Source organism: Bathymodiolus heckerae thiotrophic gill symbiont, from assembly GCF_900180345.1.
Taxonomy (GTDB): domain Bacteria; phylum Pseudomonadota; class Gammaproteobacteria; order PS1; family Pseudothioglobaceae; genus Thiodubiliella.
This window is the reverse complement of sequence record NZ_FXLV01000011.1, coordinates 16,216-31,733: the sequence shown is the minus strand read 5'-3', so window position 1 is coordinate 31,733 and position 15,518 is coordinate 16,216. Positions and strand designations below refer to the sequence as shown.

The window sequence follows — 15,518 nt, the reverse complement described above, 5'->3', positions numbered from 1 at the left end:
AACAAGAGAGTCTGCGAATGAATGTTGAGTTGTTTGTTTCCAAGACATTGTTATTTTTTTGATTGATTTTAGATGGTTGTTATTTTACTGGATTGGTGTGGTTTTGGTTGATTTATGCAAAGGTCTCACTATGCTGATAATGTTTAGCGTGCCAATCCAGTGCAACTTCTCTAAAAGGTTGCTCAGTTGCCAGCTTGATTTTCTGAGTTTGCTTAGAGCAGAGGGATTAATACCTTGCTCCAACATATCCATATATTCCCTTTGTTTGGCTTTTGCTTGTTTCATGGAAATTTGTGGATACTTTCCCAACGAGACCATACAACGTTTTTTTTTGAAAACGAGTATCTGAATCGCCACAATTGGCTTCCTGTTGCCTTAACCAAGAGCGATAATCCAGCGTCGACATTGATGGTATAATCGCTGTTTTTCGACTTAGCGTTCTTTATTTCTATATTTGTTGCCATAGTGTTTCCCTAGTTTATCAGATAAAGTGTATACCATTCGTATACCACCTTGATTGCAATAGAGAGAAACCATGTGAAACAACTTGAAACTATAACGCTTTGATTTATAATTAAAAACAATAGGCGTTGAGACAAATTGAAACAGCATAAAACACTGTTTCGGATTTCTCTCTCCACCAAATTATTTTGTATTTTCTTTGAGACCTTTGCATAAATATGAATAATCATCAAAAATCTACTTTTTACCAACTTGGTAATTTTTTTAAACCTAGCCTTAGCCTTGCTAGGGCAGAGTTTAAAAAAAATACCAATTTGACAAAAATTGAATTCTGCTAATCATTCATATTTATGCAAAGGTCTCTCTTTATCAAAAGAAAAAATACTCGTAATCGCCTTAGGGTAAAAATATGAATCTTACTCCAGACTTCTACCCAAAAGACATTGTTGCAAGTATTCAGGTTTTAATCAAAAAAGGGTTAAAAATAGTGGATAAAGCTGCCAAAGGCAAGACTTGGGCTGAAGTGGTTGAGCCTTTGGACGAATTTGAGTTTGAATTGGGTCATTGCACTAATGTTAATTCACACCTAAACGCAGTGATGTTTAGTGAAGAATTTAACACTGAGTATGAAAAAACTTTGCCACTAATAACCAATTTTTATACTGAAATCAGTAGCAATAAGGCGCTGTATCAGGCTTATAAAAATCTTGAAAGTGGGATCTTAGACGCGCAACAACAGCACATTGTTAAAGAGGTGATAAAGAGTTTTGAACTCTCTGGCGTAGGGTTATCGGGCAAGCAATCAGCTCGATTTAAGGCAATTAAAGAGCGTTTAAGTGTGTTGAGCAATCAATTCTCTAAAAATAGTTTACTGGCGACAAACGAATGGAAAAAAGTAGTTTCTGAGACGGATTTAAAGGGTTACGGCGAAGACCAACTTGCCAAGATTAAGAAGGGCGATGGTTACGAGCTTAGTTTACAGATGCCAATCTATATGGATGTGATGGTATATGCGGATAATCGCATACTGCGTGAAGAGGTGTATAAAGCCTATGTGTCCCGTGCGTCAGAGGTGGGAATTACGGATAAAAAGTTTGATAATAAGACCATTATGGATGAGATTTTAGCCTTGCGATTAGAAATGGCAAAAATTTTGGGTTTTGATAACTATGCGCAGCGTTCTATTGCATCCAAAATGGTTGAGTCTGAAACTCAAGTGATTGATTTTTTACAAGATTTGGTGCGACACTCAAAGCCACAAGCAAAGCAAGAATTAGCAGAACTAAAGGCCTTTGCGGGTATTGAATTAATGCCTTGGGATTTGAGTTATTATGCGGAAAAACTCAAAACTCAAAAATTTGGCTTTAAAAAATCTGATGTAATACCGTATTTTCCTGAAAATCAAGTGTTGGATGGTTTATTCACAATTATTGAAAATCTTTATCAGGTTAGCATTACAGCGATAGATGAAGCGTGTTATCATCCTGATGTTCGGGTTTTGGATATTAACAACAAAGCTGGCTTGGTGGGGCGAATTTATTTAGATGTCTATGCTAGAGAGGGTAAACGAGGTGGCGCTTGGATGGCAGATTATCAGCCGTTGATGGGTGATAATAAGCCCATTGCTTTTGTGGTATGCAATCTTAATTCACCTTCTGAGAGTAAGCCAGCTTTGTTTGAATTTGATGAAATTATTACCCTATTCCATGAATTTGGGCATGCATTGCACCATCTATTAACCACAGTTAGATACCCCTCAGTAGCTGGTATTAGTGGTGTGCCTTGGGATGGAGTGGAATTACCGAGCCAGTATATGGAGTTTTTTTGTTATGAGCGATCTGCGGTTGAGCTGTTGTCTAAACATTGGCAAACGGGTGAATCGTTGCCTGATAGTTTATACGACAAGCTTATTGCCTCTAAAAACTTTCAGTCAGCACTGGCGATATTGCGTCAATGCGAGTTTTCTTTGTGGGATATTAAAACGCATGCACAAAGCAAAGATACTTACACAATATTAGAGGAAGTTAGAAGAGAAACCGCCTTGATGACGGGCATTAGCGAAAATCGGTTTTTAAATACTTTTGGGCATATTTTTAGTGGTGGTTATGCGGCTGGCTACTTTAGTTATAAATGGGCTGAAGTGTTGGCAGCAGATGCGTATTACTTCGTGCAATCTCAGGGTGGCATTGGTTCAAATACGGCAAACGCTTTCTTAAGGGAAATATTACAAGTTGGTGGTAGCCTAGATTTTATGAGCCAATACCTCAAATTTAGAGGCGAAAAGCCTAGCACCAAGGCATTGTTCAAATCAAATGGCATTGATGTGCATAAAAATGGATAAAATTACCTTTTTTAAAAATTAATTTTTAATGAAAATAACACCCTTGAATTCACATCATAAGTACAACACTCGTTAGTCGGTCAAAAGAGTATATTAACCACTCTTTAACCTGATAAGAAAAAGGAGTGAAATAGGAAAAAATATACGCAATTGACCTGCGAACAAAAATATCATATTTACCTGTTGAAAAAACAAGGATACAGTCAAACTTTTATTGCCAATTCAATAGGTAGAAGTAAACCAACTATTTCTCGAGAATTATCTCGTAACAGTTGGGAGCGTGGCTTAAACGAGAGCCATAATGATTTATTAAGGCAATTCTTCCCCAGGCAAATGGTTTGGACAAGGTAAGTGAAAAAGAAGCGTTTAGAGTAACGGATTTAACGAACAATAGACCAAGGAAATGTTGAGGTGGAAAGCCCCATTTAAGGTCTTTGCGCAGTTAACTGGTAAAGACTATTTTTTGAATGGAAGTGTTGCACTTATGGGTTGAATTCGCCTAAGGTTAAATTTATGAAATGGTTTATTACACTTATAATGGTAATATTAGAGACCTTTGCATAAATAGGGATGATTAGCAAAATTCAATTTTTGCCAGATTGGTGATTTTCTTAAACCTTGTCCTAGCAGGGCTAAGGCTGGGTTTAAAAAATCGCCAAGCAGGTGAAAAGTGGATTTTTGATGATTATTCATATTTATGCAAAGGTCTCTATTAGTATTACTTTATTTTTCCGTTTATGACGCTTGGTTATCATCTACCCCTAATAATAACGCATCTTATTATAAAATTAAAGCATTAGTTGAGTTTTTTATTGCAATGATTTTTATACTATCTGCCATTATTTATTTTTACCTATAACCTACGCTTTATCGTTTTTTCTATGCCTTAAATGTCCATCTTACTTCCTTATCATCTGAATATTGAACTGGATTACTATCAATCTCAAAAGTTGCAAAAGTTAATAAAGACTAAATCTCTACTAAGGCTATCAGCCAACTTCTCTTCAGAGAGATTATGCCATTGCCTATTAGCATGCTTTAAACAGGCTAACGGGCGAATAATCAACCCTAATGTGGGCTAGTTCTTTAACTGTTACCTTCCAATCGATGATTTTGTTAATAATGTCTAGTTAGTATGTTGACGAGACTATCAGCAAAGGTTTATTCTTGGGTGGTTATAACGCACATTATTTATATAAGTATTTGATAATTATATTATTTTACTATAAATGTCAGGATAAATACAAGATTTTTAGGGTTAATTTAGGATTTTTTTTGGTTTAATGCAGGGGTCTTAACTTGTGCGTACTCTAGACTTAAGTGAGTTAATTATTGGCAAAGTTGGTGTTGAAAAGGCAGTACGCTAGATTGTCTTTTGATAATGGTATTATATATTTACTTTATGAGACCTTTGCATAAATAGGGATGATTAGCAAAATTCAATTTTTTCCAGATTGGTGATTTTCTTAAACCTTGTCCTAGCAGGGCTAAGGCTGGGTTTAAAAAATTGCCAAGCGGGTGAAAAGTGGATTTTTGATGATTATTCATATTTATGCAAAGGTCTCTTTATACTTGAATTTGGATGATAAAAGCAGGTAAAATTATTCCTTTTTATTTTTAAAGAATAGAGTTTAATATGATTAAGTTTTTAGTAGGTGGTGTTATAGTTTTGGCACTTATTGGTGGTGCAATTCAGTTTCAATCAACAGACAAAGATTGGTCTTTGGTGATGAATAAAGAAGCGGCAAAAAGCAGTGTGCAAAACGGTGTTATTAAAGTTTACGACTTTGGTAAAGCATTGTTTGACAGTGCTGTTGAAAATACTGATTTAACTTTATCAAAAGACAATTCTAGCGCTAAACCTTAGACAATAAAATTGTACCATTGGTACCACCAAATCCAAATGAATTGGAAATTGCGTGGTCAATTTTTATTTCCCTGGCTTCATTGGCACAATAATCCAAATCGCAATTAGGGTCTTGGTTGAAGATATTGATGGTAGGTGGTGCCACTTGGTCTCTAATGGCTAAAGCAGTAAAAATTGCCTCAATACCACCAGTAGCCCCCAGCAAATGACCTGTCATTGATTTGGTGGAACTTATGACAACTTTATAAGCATGTTCGCCTAAGGCTGATTTAGTGGCATCGGTTTCTGCTTGATCGCCAGCAGGGGTAGAAGTGCCATGTGCATTGATATAATCAATTTGTTGTGCATTAATGCCTGCATTTCGTAGCGCATTTTTCATACATCTAGCCGCACCTTCACCGCCTTTGGAGGGCAGTGTCATATGATAGGCATCGCCACTCATACCGTAGCCTGAGATTTCAGCGTAGATTTTTGCACCACGCGCTTTGGCGTGTTCGTATTCTTCTAACACAATAACACCAGCGCCGTCGCCAAGCACAAAACCATCACGGTCTTTGTCCCAAGGCCTAGAGGCAGTGGCTGGGTCGTCGTTACGAGTGGATAGCGCACGCGCTGCTGCAAACCCACCTAAACCACAATTGGTGGTTGACATTTCCGCACCACCAGCGATCATCACATCTGCATCACCATATTCGATTAAACGCGATGCATCGCCGATATTGTGTGTGCCAGTCGTACAAGCGGTAACAATGGCAAAATTTGGCCCTTTAAGCCCATATTTAATAGACAGATTGCCAGAAATCATATTAATGATAGAAGAGGGAACAAAGAAGGGGGAAATGCGCTTTGCACCTCTTTCTCTAAAAAGGTTTACGGTTTTTTCGATAGCGCCCAAGCCACCAATACCCGCACCAATTGCTACGCCAATGCGTTCAGCGTTCTTTTCAGTTATTTCAAGTCCACTGTCTTCAATTGCTTGAATGCCTGCTGCCATGCCATAATGAATAAACAAATCCATTTTTTTAGCATCTTTGGGTTTTAAATAATCGGCAATGTCAAAATCCTTAACCGAACCACCAAAGGTGACAGATTGCCCTTCGGTTTCGATATTGGTAAGGGTGTTGATGCCTGACTTGCCTGCAAGAATATTATCCCATGCGCTTGACAGTGTTGAGCCAACGGGTGAAACAATACCCATACCAGTAATAACAACTCTTCTTTTACTCATAGTAACACAAAGGACTCCTATAAAAAAAGTGCTTAATTCTTATCAAAGAAAGCACTTTTAGGTGTTAATTGCAATGGAAATTATAAATTATTGTTAACATAGTCAATAGCCTCTTGAACCGTTGTAATTTTTTCTGCTTCATCGTCAGGAATTTCACAGTCAAACTCTTCTTCAAGCGACATTACCAACTCAACAGTGTCTAAAGAATCTGCACCTAAATCGTCAATAAAGGAAGCGTTATTATCAATATCACCACTTGCGTCCAACTGTTCAGCTACAACTGCCTTTACTCTTTGCTCAATACTCATTTGTTATTTCCTGTGTGATTGTTTAAAAGTGATATTTTATCGTAAAAAATATTTATGTAATGCTATTTTTGCAACTATTTTTGATAGTAGGTAGGGTCTGTTATTTCCGCTTCTTTAAAGCCCAACTTTCTATACTCGCAAGCATCGCAAAATCCACAAGCAGCGCCATTTTCATCTGCTTGGTAGCAGGTAGTAGTGAGTGCATAATCCACGCCTAATGACAGTCCTTTTTGGATAATTTGAGCCTTGTGTAAGTCTATAAGTGGCGTGTGAATGGTAAGTTTTTTCCCTTCAACCCCTTGTTTAGTAGCTAAATTTGCCATAACTTCAAAGGCATTAATATAACTTGCACGGCAATCTGGATAGCCTGAATAGTCAAGCGCATTAACACCAATAAAAATAGCTTGGCAATCGAGCACTTCTGCCCACGCCATTGCATAAGACAAAAAAATGGTATTGCGTGCAGGCACATAGGTAACAGGTATTTCGTTGCTGGGTTTGAATTTAGGTACTTTAATAGCATCATCTGTTAGCGCCGATCCGCCAATATCATTTAAGCAAATATTGATGGTTTTGTGTTTGACAACAGAAAACAATTTGGCGATTTGTGTGGCCGCCTTAAGCTCTGATTTTTGTTTTTGCCCATAATCAAAACTCAACGCATAACAATCAAACCCTTGGGATTTAGCAATGGCAAGGGTAGTGGTAGAGTCTAAACCGCCTGATAAAAGAATTACAGCCCTAGACATTGGCAAGATTGCCTTTTTTTTCTAGCCATTTTTTACGATCTGGGGCGCGTTTTTTACTCAGTAGCATATCCATCATTTGGAAAACCTGTAGCGGGTTGTCTAATGTTAATTGAATCAGGCGGCGGGTGTCTGGTAGCATGGTGGTTTCTCGTAGTTGTGAGGGATTCATTTCTCCTAGTCCTTTAAAGCGTTGTACTTGTATTTTAACACGCTTGTTTTCTTTTTCGATTTTGTTGATAATACTGTCTCTTTCTCTGTCATCTAGCGCGTAATGCACTTGTTTCCCCGCATCTATTCGATACAGCGGCGGCATAGCAACAAACACATGACCTTCTTTGATAAGTTTGGGAAAATGTTTGACGAATAGAGTGCAAATCAGCGTTGCAATATGTGCACCATCAGAGTCTGCGTCTGCGAGAATGCAGATTTTTCCGTATCTAAGTCCTGAGATGTCTTCATTATTTGGCTCTAAACCAATGGCAACACTAATATCATGAATTTCGTTACTGGCAAGCACTTGATCAGAGTCCACCTCCCATGTGTTGAGAATTTTACCTCGTAGCGGTAAAATAGCCTGATATTCCTTATCTCTTGCTTGCTTTGCAGAGCCACCCGCAGAATCACCTTCCACCAAAAACACTTCGGTTCGCTCAAGGTCATTGCTGGTGCAATCGGATAATTTTCCAGGTAGGGCAGGACCGCTCACAATTTTCTTACGCACCACTTTTTTGCCTGTTTTTAGGCGTGATTGCGCATTCATAATTGCCAATTCAGCGATATTCTCAGCAATAGAAGTGTGTTGATTGAGCCAAAGACTAAAGGCATCTTTAACTACATTGGTGACAAAACTGGCGCATTCTCTGGAGGAAAGGCGCTCCTTAGTTTGCCCTGAAAACTGTGGGTCTAGAATTTTAATAGAAAGCACGAAGGCAATTTTTTGCCAAACATCATCTGGCGTTAGTTTGACATTTTTTGGTAGCAGACTTCTAAATTCACAAAACTCTTTTAATGCATCAGTCAATCCAGAACGCAATCCATTTACATGTGTACCGCCTTGAGAGGTAGGAATGAGATTGACATAACTTTCGCTAACCACATTGGTATTGTATTGCGTCCAAGCCAGCGAGCAGTGCAGTTGTTGCTCTTTGGTTTCATAATTAACGATAAAGGGTGTTTCTGGTAGGCAATCCAGCCCATCTAATGAAGCAGACAAATAGTCTTTTAACCCTTCTTTGTAACGCCAATGGTCTTTGGTGTCGCCTATTTCATTGTAAAAGTTAATCTCTAAGCCCGGGCACAGCACTGCTTTTGAGCGTAAATTGTGTCTGAGTTTAGTCACAGAGAATTTAGCAGTGTCAAAAAATTGTATATCAGGTATGAATTTAACTGTGGTGCCCGTGTTGCGTTTACCCACTGTACCAATAACTTCAAGTTCGGATTTTTTAAGACCACTGGCAAACGAAATGTAATGTTCTTTAGAGTCTCGTTTAATCCAGATTTCTACTAGGGTCGAAAGGGCGTTAACTACTGAGATGCCAACTCCATGCAAGCCACCAGAGAATTGATAAGAATCATTAGAGAATTTACCACCAGCATGGAGTTTGGTGAGAATAACTTCAACACCAGAGCAGCCTTCTTCGGGGTGAATATCAACTGGCATACCTCGTCCATCATCCTCAACCGATAAAGAGCCATCTTTATAAAGCACAACAGTAATTTTTGTGGCATATCCAGCCACAGCCTCATCAACACTGTTGTCTATAACTTCTTGCGCTAAATGGTTGGGTCTTTCAGTCTCAGTATACATACCTGGGCGCTTACGCACCGGGTCTAAGCCTGATAACACTTCAATTGAGGACGAGTCGTAATTACTCATAAGTTGTAATGCCTAATAATATTTTGCACGGTATCATACCAAAAAAGCCCCGTAAAAACGAGGCTTTTATGTCGTTAACTTATCTATTTAAATTAACCACTTTTCTTTGCGAGTGTTTTATTGCCTTAGTAAGGCAATAAAATACGAGTTACATCATGCCCGGCATTCCGCCGCCCATGCCTGCATCTGCTGGTGCTGAAGAGTTATCATTAGGCATTTCGGTTACCATTGCCTCAGTGGTAATCATCAAGCCAGAAATACTCACTGCATGTTGCAAGGCAGCACGAGTTACTTTGGTTGGGTCTAAAATACCCATCTTCAGCATATCGCCGTATTCGTCTGTACCCGCGTTATAACCGTAGTTGCCTTTGCCATTAGCCACTTCGTTTAACACTACAGAAGGCTCTGCGCCGCCGTTTGCAACGATTTGTCTAAGGGGGGCCTCCATGGCGCGCTTAATAATATCAATACCGATATCCTGGTCATGATTATCACCTTTTAGCTTATCAAGTGCACTAATAGCACGCACCAGTGCAACACCACCGCCAGGTACAACACCTTCTTCCACAGCGGCGCGAGTTGCGCTTAATGCATCATCAACACGGTCTTTCTTTTCCTTCATTTCAACTTCAGTGGCAGCACCGACCTTAATCACTGCAACACCGCCAGAAAGTTTAGCCAATCGTTCGGTTAATTTTTCTTTGTCGTAGTCAGAAGTGGTTGCTTCAATTTGCGTTTTAATTTGCGTAATGCGAGTGTCAATTTCTTTTTTAGCACCTGAGCCATCTACAACAATGGTGTTTTCCTTTCCAACTTCAATGCGTTTAGCCGCACCTAAATGCTCCTCAGTTACTGCTTCTAGTGTTAAGCCGACTTCTTTAGAAATCACTTCACCGCCCGTTAAAACAGCCAAGTCTTGTAAAATGGACTTACGGCGGTCGCCAAAGCCAGGTGCTTTGACAGCAGCAACTTTAACAATACCACGAATGTTGTTTACCACTAATGTCGCTAAAGCCTCACCTTCAATATCTTCGGCAATAATTAATACAGATCTGCTAGATTTTTGCGCCAATTCAAGTGTTGGGAGTAAATCACGAATATTTGAAATTTTACTGTCGTGTAATAAGATATATGGGTTGTCCAAATCGGCTGTCATTGAATCTTGATTATTGACGAAGTAGGGCGATAAGTAACCACGGTCAAATTGCATACCTTCAACAACTTCTAACTCGTTATCAAAACCTGAGCCTTCTTCAACAGTAATAACGCCTTGATTGCCAACTCTGTTCATTGCTTCGGCAATAATTTTACCCACAGAAACATCTGAGTTGGCAGAAATAGTGCCCACTTGTGCAATCTCTTTGGTGTCTTGGCAAGGCTGCGATAATTTGCGTAGCGCTACTACTACTGCCTCTGCTGCTTTGTCCATGCCTCGTTTAAGGTCCATTGGGTTCATACCTGCGGCGACAGATTTCACACCTTCAGTTACCAATGCTTGTGCTAATACTGTTGCTGTGGTTGTGCCGTCACCAGCGATGTCGTTGGTTTTAGAGGCAACTTCTTTTACCATTTGTGCGCCCATATTCTCAAACTTGCCTTCCAGTTCGATTTCTTGAGCAACTGAAACACCGTCTTTGGTGATGGTTGGACCGCCAAAGTTTTTATCTAAAACGACATTTCTGCCTTTTGGTCCTAGGGTTACTTTAACTGCGTTAGCTAGTAAATTAACACCATCTAACATTAGGTTTCTGGCTTCTGAGCCAAATTTAATATCTTTTGCTGACATATTCTTAATCTCCTTTATTTATTTAATTAACCACTGCAACAATGTCGCTTTCGCTCATTACCAGCAAGTTTTCGCCTTCTACTTTGATTTCAGTACCAGAAAATTGACCAAACAATACTTTATCACCGACTACTACATCCAATGCAATTGCATCGCCATTGTCATTCTTTTTACCCTTACCGATGGCAACAACAACGCCTTCTGAGGGTTTTTCAGTGGCTGAATCAGGGATGATTAAACCGCTTGCAGTGATTTTCTCTTCTTCTACTCTACGAACGACCACACGGTCATGAAGGGGGCGAATATTCATTTTTTTACTCCTATATAATTAAATAATAGCAATGCTTGGCTTTAGGCTTCTAAAGAAGTTTTAAGCTGTTGCATAGCTTTGTTTTCAAGTTGACGAACCCGCTCAGCAGAAATGCCATACTTGCTTGCTAAAGTATGTAAGGTTGTTTTTTCTTCTTTCAAGTATCTGGACTGCAAAATATCCAAACTTCTTTCATCCAGTAAAGAAAGCGCCTTATAAAGTTGCTGTTGTTGATTTTTTTTAGTGTCATCGTTAAGTAATAACTGCTCAGGCGTTTGGGTGTTGGCATCGGTTAAATACCGCTCTGGTGCAAAGGTGTTTTCCTCATCTGAATCTGCAACCTCAAAAGTAACATCGTTAAATTGCAAACGAGATTCCATTTCTAAGACATCTTTTGAGCGTACACCAAGTTCGTTGGCGATTTCTTCTGCTTGCTGTGTGTTGAGCGATTGATAAATATGTGATTTTGCTTTTTTAAGTTTAAAAAATAATTTACGCTGTGCCTTGGTGGTGGCAACTTTGACAATCTTCCAGTTTTTAAAAACAAACTCATGAATCTCAGCACGAATCCAATAAACCGCATAAGAGGCAAGTCGCACATTTTTATGCGGGTTGAACTTTTTGACTGCTTTCATCAGCCCAATCGTCCCTTCTTGAATTAAATCCGCCTGCTCTAAGCCGTAACCCTTATAGCCATGTGCAATAAAAGCGACAAAGCGAATGTGTGACAGTACCAGCTTTCTAGCGGCGCTCAAGTTATGGTTTTCGTACAGTTCAATAGCCAATTCGTGTTCTTCTTGTGCCGACAAAATTGGTGCGTATTTTTGAACGCCGAAATTTTGAATATGGGAACTAGAAGCTGGAACAACGGGTAGTGTAAAGTCTTGACTCATGGCTGACATAAATTATAAAAATCCGAGCATTATACCGCAAGAAGGGTTTTAAGTAAACCTCGGTGCTTGTTTGATTGTTGCTCAATGTTTAAGCGTTGTGAATGGATAATGGCGGATAAATCATTGAGTGCCACATCAAAGTCGTCATTAATCACCAAATAATCGAATTCATCATAATGTTGCATTTCACTCACAGCGTCTTGCATCCTGCGCTCAATAATTGACGCATCGTCTTGTCCTCTACCAGTTAATCGCTCCCTAAGTGCATCAACAGAAGGGGGGACAATAAAAATACTGATAATATTTGGAAAACTTTTTTCAACTTGTCTAGCGCCTTGCCAGTCAATTTCCAAAATCACATCTTGACCTTTTAGTAATAAATCTTTAACGGTTTGCTTGGCACTGCCATAGTGGTTGTCAAATACTTGCGCAGACTCAATAAAACCATTATTGTCTTTGATTTGGTTGAATTCATTTTTAGACACAAAAAAATAGTTTTTTCCGTGCTCCTCACCTGAGCGAGCAGTGCGTGTGGTGTGTGAGACTGAAACACATAGATTATCTGTTTTTTCAATCAGCGCCTTAACTAGGGAGGTTTTTCCACAACCAGAAGGGGCAGCGATGATAAATAAATTTGCCATTATTCTTTTGTATAGCCTGCAATATCATCGGCACCTTGTTCAGAAAAGAAAAACTTTTCCATTTGTTCTTTTAAGTAACTTTGTGCCTTTTCATCTAGCATATTAAGGTTGTTTTCATTAATTAGCATAGTTTGATGGTCTAGCCACGCTTGCCAGCCTTGTTTAGACACATTTGCTAAAATACGCTTGCCCAGCTCTCCTGGGTAGGGCGCTCGTTCTAAGGCTTCGCCTTCTTGGTTTATTTTTACGCAGTTTACAGTGTTCATAATTCCCTCATTTTAATGCCTAACAGCTTTAAACTTACAAAATAAATTAATGCTGAGATGCTGATAATACGACCGATTGACAATACTCTGTTCCAAGCATCGGCACTCAAGTAGTCGTTGATTGTTTGATTAAAATTCAAAATAAAGACGACCATTATAATGCCTGCTACCAAAACTTTAGAAAATAGTTTTAAAAAATTAGCAGAGAGCATAAAAATAGCCTGTTGTTTTAGGTAATAGTAAAGCAATGATGCATTGATAATGGCCGATAGCGAGGTGGCAATTGCCAAGCCAATATGGGCATAATAATAAGCAAATATAAGGTTTAAAAACACATTTGATACCATGGCGATTACCCCTACTTTGACAGGTGTTTTGGTATCGCCTCTAGCAAGAAATGCAGGTGCCAAAATCTTTACTGCAATAAACGCCATCAATCCAGCACCATAAGCCATTAGGCTGAGCGCAGACTGATGTGCGGCAAACGCATCAAATTCTTGATATTGAAATAAAGTAATCATTAAAGGTTCTGCCAATAGGATAAGCCCTGCACAGGCAGGCATACCAAGTATTAATCCAATTTTGAGAGCATAATCCACTGTGTGAGTGAATTTTTTCTCGTCTTTATTGGCAAAGTGATTGCTGAGTTTGGCTAAAGCCACCGTTGCCAGAGCAATGCCAATCAACGCCAAAGGTAGCTCTAATAACCTGTCCGAATAATACAGCCAAGAAACACTACCACTGACCAATACAGTAGCAATCATGGTGTCAATTAGCAGATTAATTTGCGAAACTGAAACCCCGAATAGGGCAGGTAACAGTCGCTTTTTAAGAGTTTTAACTGCCTTATGATTGCCCCGTGCCAGTCGTGGTAATTTTTTGATTTTTATAAGGAAAGGAATTTGAAATAATAATTGTACAATGCCGCCAATTAACACCCCCCAAGCCAATGCCATAATCGGCGTGTCTAAGTTTTCTGAAAGATAAACTGCACATAAAATCATTGAAACATTTAGCAATACCGGGGTAAAGGCAGGCACGGCAAACTTGTCGTAAGTATTGAGAATACTGCCTGCAAATGCAGTGAGTGAAATCAACAGCAAATAAGGAAAAGTAATGCGCAACATATCCACTGCTAAGTTAAATTTAGTGGGGTCGGTGTCAAAATAAAAACCCCAAGCAAACACAAAAATAATGGCAGGGGCAATCACCACGGCGATGATGGTAAGTATGATTAAAATTGTTAAAAATTTAGTGCCAATATGATTAATCACCTGCTGTACTTCTGCTTCGTTATGGTTGATTTTGGCATCAGCTAAAATAGGCACAAAAGCCTGAGAGAAGGCGCCTTCACCAAACAAACGCCTGAGGAAATTAGGGATCCTAAAGGCAACTAAAAAAGCATCTGTAAGACCGTTTGCACCAAAATATCGTGCAACGAAATAATCACGCACCAATCCTAATATGCGCGATAAAAAAGTCATTGCAGTAACAATACTACTAGACTTTAAGAAGGACTTATCCATATTATTAGACCTAGGTGTTATTCCTCATGCGGACCACGCATAATGCCCGTTTTTGAGCTACGGATACATTTTACGAGCTGTATCACTTCTAAATGATCAGATTCTGTTTCTTCTAATTCTTTTAAGGATTGATCGAGCAAACCAGAGCCACGGTAAACCGTTTTAAAAGCGCGTTTGATAGCGGCAATTGCATTCGGTGAAAATCCTCGTCTACGCATGCCTTCGGCATTAATACTACGAACACGGGTTTGCACGCCTGAGGCTAACATATAAGAAGGAATATCCTTATTCACTTGGCAGCCCATACCGATATAAGTGTGCATGCCAATCATGCAAAATTGTTTAACCAAGACAAACCCGCCCAAAATCGCCCAATCCTGAATGCGTACATGACCTGCTAATGAGGCGTTATTCGACATAATAATATGGTTGCCAATCTGGCAATCGTGTGCGATATGCACATACGCCATTAGCATATTGCTAGAGCCTACACGGGTAATGGCATCTTCTTTTTCTGTGCCACGATTAATAGTGCAGAATTCGCGAATTAAATTATCATCGCCAATGATTAAATTAGATTCCTGCTCGACCTCGTAAGTAATATCTTGTGGGTCACCACCAATTGAAGCGAATGAATAAATATGGTTGTTTTTACCAATTTTAGTGGGACCTTGTATGACTGTATGAGACTCTATAATAGTGCCTGAACCGATTTCTACATTAGCACCAATGATAGCATAAGCACATATTTCAGCATTTTTATGAATTTTTGCACTAGGGTCAACAACTGCGCTGGGGTGTATTGCCATGATACGCTCCTTTAATCAGCTGCTTTTTGTGCACACATTAGCTCGGCGGTGGTAACTATTTTCCCATCAACTGTGGCAATGCATTTGAACTTCCAAATGCCGCGTTTAACTGCCATTACTTCCACCTCAAGGTGCAATTGATCGCCAGGCTCAACCATGCGCTTAAAGCGCACTTTGTCCACACCAACCAGCATATAGATTTGCCCGTCAATCGGCCTTCCTACCTCAGACTTAAATGCCAAAATGCCTGTGGCCTGTGCCAAAGCCTCAATAATCAAAACGCCTGGCATAATCGGTTGTTCAGGAAAATGCCCAGTGAATTGTGGCTCATTGAATGAAACATTTTTAAGGGCAACGATAGACTTGCCGACTTCTATTTTCAGAACCCTGTCAATTAGTAAGAAAGGGTAGCGGTGTGGTAAGTAATTTTTAACATCTTGAATGCTCATTTCCATA

18 protein-coding genes are annotated in these 15,518 nt (G+C 39.3%); 3 read left to right on the top strand and 15 right to left on the bottom strand.

The genetic code is table 11. The features are described from left to right. Nucleotides 1-84: 84 nt before the first annotated feature. Entirely contained in the window at nt 85-318 is a 234-nt protein-coding gene (locus CRYPD_RS02570; RefSeq protein WP_138146012.1) for an integrase arm-type DNA-binding domain-containing protein, read from the bottom strand. Nucleotides 319-871: 553 nt separating this feature from the next. On the opposite strand from CRYPD_RS02570, the gene CRYPD_RS02565 reads away from it, so the two are divergent. Next, nucleotides 872-2,803, top strand: coding sequence for a M3 family metallopeptidase (locus CRYPD_RS02565; RefSeq protein WP_138146011.1), 1,932 nt, complete (start codon nt 872-874; stop codon nt 2,801-2,803). A gap of 150 nt (nt 2,804-2,953) precedes the next feature. Continuing rightward, entirely contained in the window at nt 2,954-3,154 is a 201-nt protein-coding gene (locus CRYPD_RS08430) for a helix-turn-helix domain-containing protein (protein WP_138146010.1), read from the top strand. Nucleotides 3,155-3,349: 195 nt separating this feature from the next. Here CRYPD_RS08430 and CRYPD_RS07870 read toward each other — a convergent pair whose 3' ends face one another. Further along, entirely contained in the window at nt 3,350-3,496 is a 147-nt protein-coding gene (locus CRYPD_RS07870; protein WP_171004287.1) for a hypothetical protein, read from the bottom strand. 702 nt (nt 3,497-4,198) lie between these two features. After that, nucleotides 4,199-4,351 carry a hypothetical protein gene (locus CRYPD_RS07865; RefSeq protein ID WP_171004286.1) on the bottom strand — a complete coding sequence of 51 codons (153 nt, stop codon included), beginning with the start codon at nt 4,349-4,351 and terminating at the stop codon, nt 4,199-4,201. Between the two features lie 88 nt (nt 4,352-4,439). Between CRYPD_RS07865 and CRYPD_RS02555 the strand changes: the two genes are divergently transcribed. Next, nucleotides 4,440-4,670, top strand: coding sequence for a hypothetical protein (locus tag CRYPD_RS02555; RefSeq protein WP_138146009.1), 231 nt, complete (start codon nt 4,440-4,442; stop codon nt 4,668-4,670). Here CRYPD_RS02555 and fabF read toward each other — a convergent pair. From fabF to fabZ, 12 genes are all read right to left on the bottom strand, one after another. Next, a complete protein-coding gene (fabF, locus tag CRYPD_RS02550; protein ID WP_138146008.1) occupies nt 4,660-5,898 on the bottom strand; it encodes a beta-ketoacyl-ACP synthase II in 1,239 nt (412 codons plus the stop codon). The genes CRYPD_RS02555 and fabF overlap by 11 nt on opposite strands. A gap of 80 nt (nt 5,899-5,978) precedes the next feature. Further along, a complete protein-coding gene (acpP, locus tag CRYPD_RS02545; RefSeq protein WP_138146007.1) occupies nt 5,979-6,206 on the bottom strand; it encodes an acyl carrier protein in 228 nt (75 codons plus the stop codon). Nucleotides 6,207-6,280: 74 nt separating this feature from the next. Further along, nucleotides 6,281-6,955: a 7-cyano-7-deazaguanine synthase QueC gene (queC, locus tag CRYPD_RS02540; RefSeq protein WP_138146006.1), complete on the bottom strand. Its 675-nt coding sequence runs from the start codon at nt 6,953-6,955 to the stop codon at nt 6,281-6,283. Next, on the bottom strand, nt 6,948-8,831 hold the full coding sequence (gene parE, locus CRYPD_RS02535) for a DNA topoisomerase IV subunit B (protein WP_138146005.1): 1,884 nt from the start codon (nt 8,829-8,831) through the stop codon (nt 6,948-6,950). Before parE ends, queC begins: the two co-directional genes overlap by 8 nt. A gap of 148 nt (nt 8,832-8,979) precedes the next feature. After that, nucleotides 8,980-10,617: a chaperonin GroEL gene (gene groL / locus CRYPD_RS02530; protein WP_138146004.1), complete on the bottom strand. Its 1,638-nt coding sequence runs from the start codon at nt 10,615-10,617 to the stop codon at nt 8,980-8,982. 22 nt (nt 10,618-10,639) lie between these two features. Then, entirely contained in the window at nt 10,640-10,927 is a 288-nt protein-coding gene (locus CRYPD_RS02525; protein WP_138146003.1) for a co-chaperone GroES, read from the bottom strand. Nucleotides 10,928-10,968: 41 nt separating this feature from the next. Continuing rightward, nucleotides 10,969-11,820, bottom strand: coding sequence for an RNA polymerase sigma factor RpoH (rpoH, locus tag CRYPD_RS02520; protein WP_138146014.1), 852 nt, complete (start codon nt 11,818-11,820; stop codon nt 10,969-10,971). A gap of 29 nt (nt 11,821-11,849) precedes the next feature. After that, nucleotides 11,850-12,461, bottom strand: coding sequence for a guanylate kinase (gmk, locus tag CRYPD_RS02515; RefSeq protein WP_138146002.1), 612 nt, complete (start codon nt 12,459-12,461; stop codon nt 11,850-11,852). Beyond that, nucleotides 12,461-12,727, bottom strand: coding sequence for an oxidative damage protection protein (locus CRYPD_RS02510; RefSeq protein ID WP_138146001.1), 267 nt, complete (start codon nt 12,725-12,727; stop codon nt 12,461-12,463). Before CRYPD_RS02510 ends, gmk begins: the two co-directional genes overlap by 1 nt. After that, nucleotides 12,724-14,253 (bottom strand): murein biosynthesis integral membrane protein MurJ, encoded by a 1,530-nt coding sequence (murJ, locus tag CRYPD_RS02505; protein ID WP_138146000.1) that lies wholly within the window; start codon nt 14,251-14,253, stop codon nt 12,724-12,726. The genes CRYPD_RS02510 and murJ overlap by 4 nt, the downstream gene beginning before the upstream one ends. 17 nt (nt 14,254-14,270) lie before the next feature. Then, a complete protein-coding gene (lpxA, locus tag CRYPD_RS02500) occupies nt 14,271-15,062 on the bottom strand; it encodes an acyl-ACP--UDP-N-acetylglucosamine O-acyltransferase (RefSeq protein WP_138145999.1) in 792 nt (263 codons plus the stop codon). Between the two features lie 11 nt (nt 15,063-15,073). Then, nucleotides 15,074-15,517 (bottom strand): 3-hydroxyacyl-ACP dehydratase FabZ, encoded by a 444-nt coding sequence (gene fabZ, locus CRYPD_RS02495; protein ID WP_138145998.1) that lies wholly within the window; start codon nt 15,515-15,517, stop codon nt 15,074-15,076. Nucleotide 15,518 lies beyond the last annotated feature (1 nt).

Bases quoted from the DNA above. Each gene is read 5' to 3' on its own strand.
- CRYPD_RS02570 (WP_138146012.1), bottom strand. From the start codon at position 318: ATGGTCTCGTTGGGAAAGTATCCACAAATTTCCATGAAACAAGCAAAA.
- CRYPD_RS02565 (WP_138146011.1), top strand. From the start codon at position 872: ATGAATCTTACTCCAGACTTCTACCCAAAAGACATTGTTGCAAGTATT.
- CRYPD_RS07870 (WP_171004287.1), bottom strand. From the start codon at position 3,496: ATGAATAATCATCAAAAATCCACTTTTCACCTGCTTGGCGATTTTTTA.
- CRYPD_RS07865 (WP_171004286.1), bottom strand. From the start codon at position 4,351: ATGAATAATCATCAAAAATCCACTTTTCACCCGCTTGGCAATTTTTTA.
- CRYPD_RS02555 (WP_138146009.1), top strand. From the start codon at position 4,440: ATGATTAAGTTTTTAGTAGGTGGTGTTATAGTTTTGGCACTTATTGGT.
- fabF (WP_138146008.1), bottom strand. From the start codon at position 5,898: ATGAGTAAAAGAAGAGTTGTTATTACTGGTATGGGTATTGTTTCACCC.
- acpP (WP_138146007.1), bottom strand. From the start codon at position 6,206: ATGAGTATTGAGCAAAGAGTAAAGGCAGTTGTAGCTGAACAGTTGGAC.
- queC (WP_138146006.1), bottom strand. From the start codon at position 6,955: ATGTCTAGGGCTGTAATTCTTTTATCAGGCGGTTTAGACTCTACCACT.
- parE (WP_138146005.1), bottom strand. From the start codon at position 8,831: ATGAGTAATTACGACTCGTCCTCAATTGAAGTGTTATCAGGCTTAGAC.
- groL (WP_138146004.1), bottom strand. From the start codon at position 10,617: ATGTCAGCAAAAGATATTAAATTTGGCTCAGAAGCCAGAAACCTAATG.
- CRYPD_RS02525 (WP_138146003.1), bottom strand. From the start codon at position 10,927: ATGAATATTCGCCCCCTTCATGACCGTGTGGTCGTTCGTAGAGTAGAA.
- rpoH (WP_138146014.1), bottom strand. From the start codon at position 11,820: ATGAGTCAAGACTTTACACTACCCGTTGTTCCAGCTTCTAGTTCCCAT.
- gmk (WP_138146002.1), bottom strand. From the start codon at position 12,461: ATGGCAAATTTATTTATCATCGCTGCCCCTTCTGGTTGTGGAAAAACC.
- CRYPD_RS02510 (WP_138146001.1), bottom strand. From the start codon at position 12,727: ATGAACACTGTAAACTGCGTAAAAATAAACCAAGAAGGCGAAGCCTTA.
- murJ (WP_138146000.1), bottom strand. From the start codon at position 14,253: ATGGATAAGTCCTTCTTAAAGTCTAGTAGTATTGTTACTGCAATGACT.
- lpxA (WP_138145999.1), bottom strand. From the start codon at position 15,062: ATGGCAATACACCCCAGCGCAGTTGTTGACCCTAGTGCAAAAATTCAT.
- fabZ (WP_138145998.1), bottom strand. From the start codon at position 15,517: ATGGAAATGAGCATTCAAGATGTTAAAAATTACTTACCACACCGCTAC.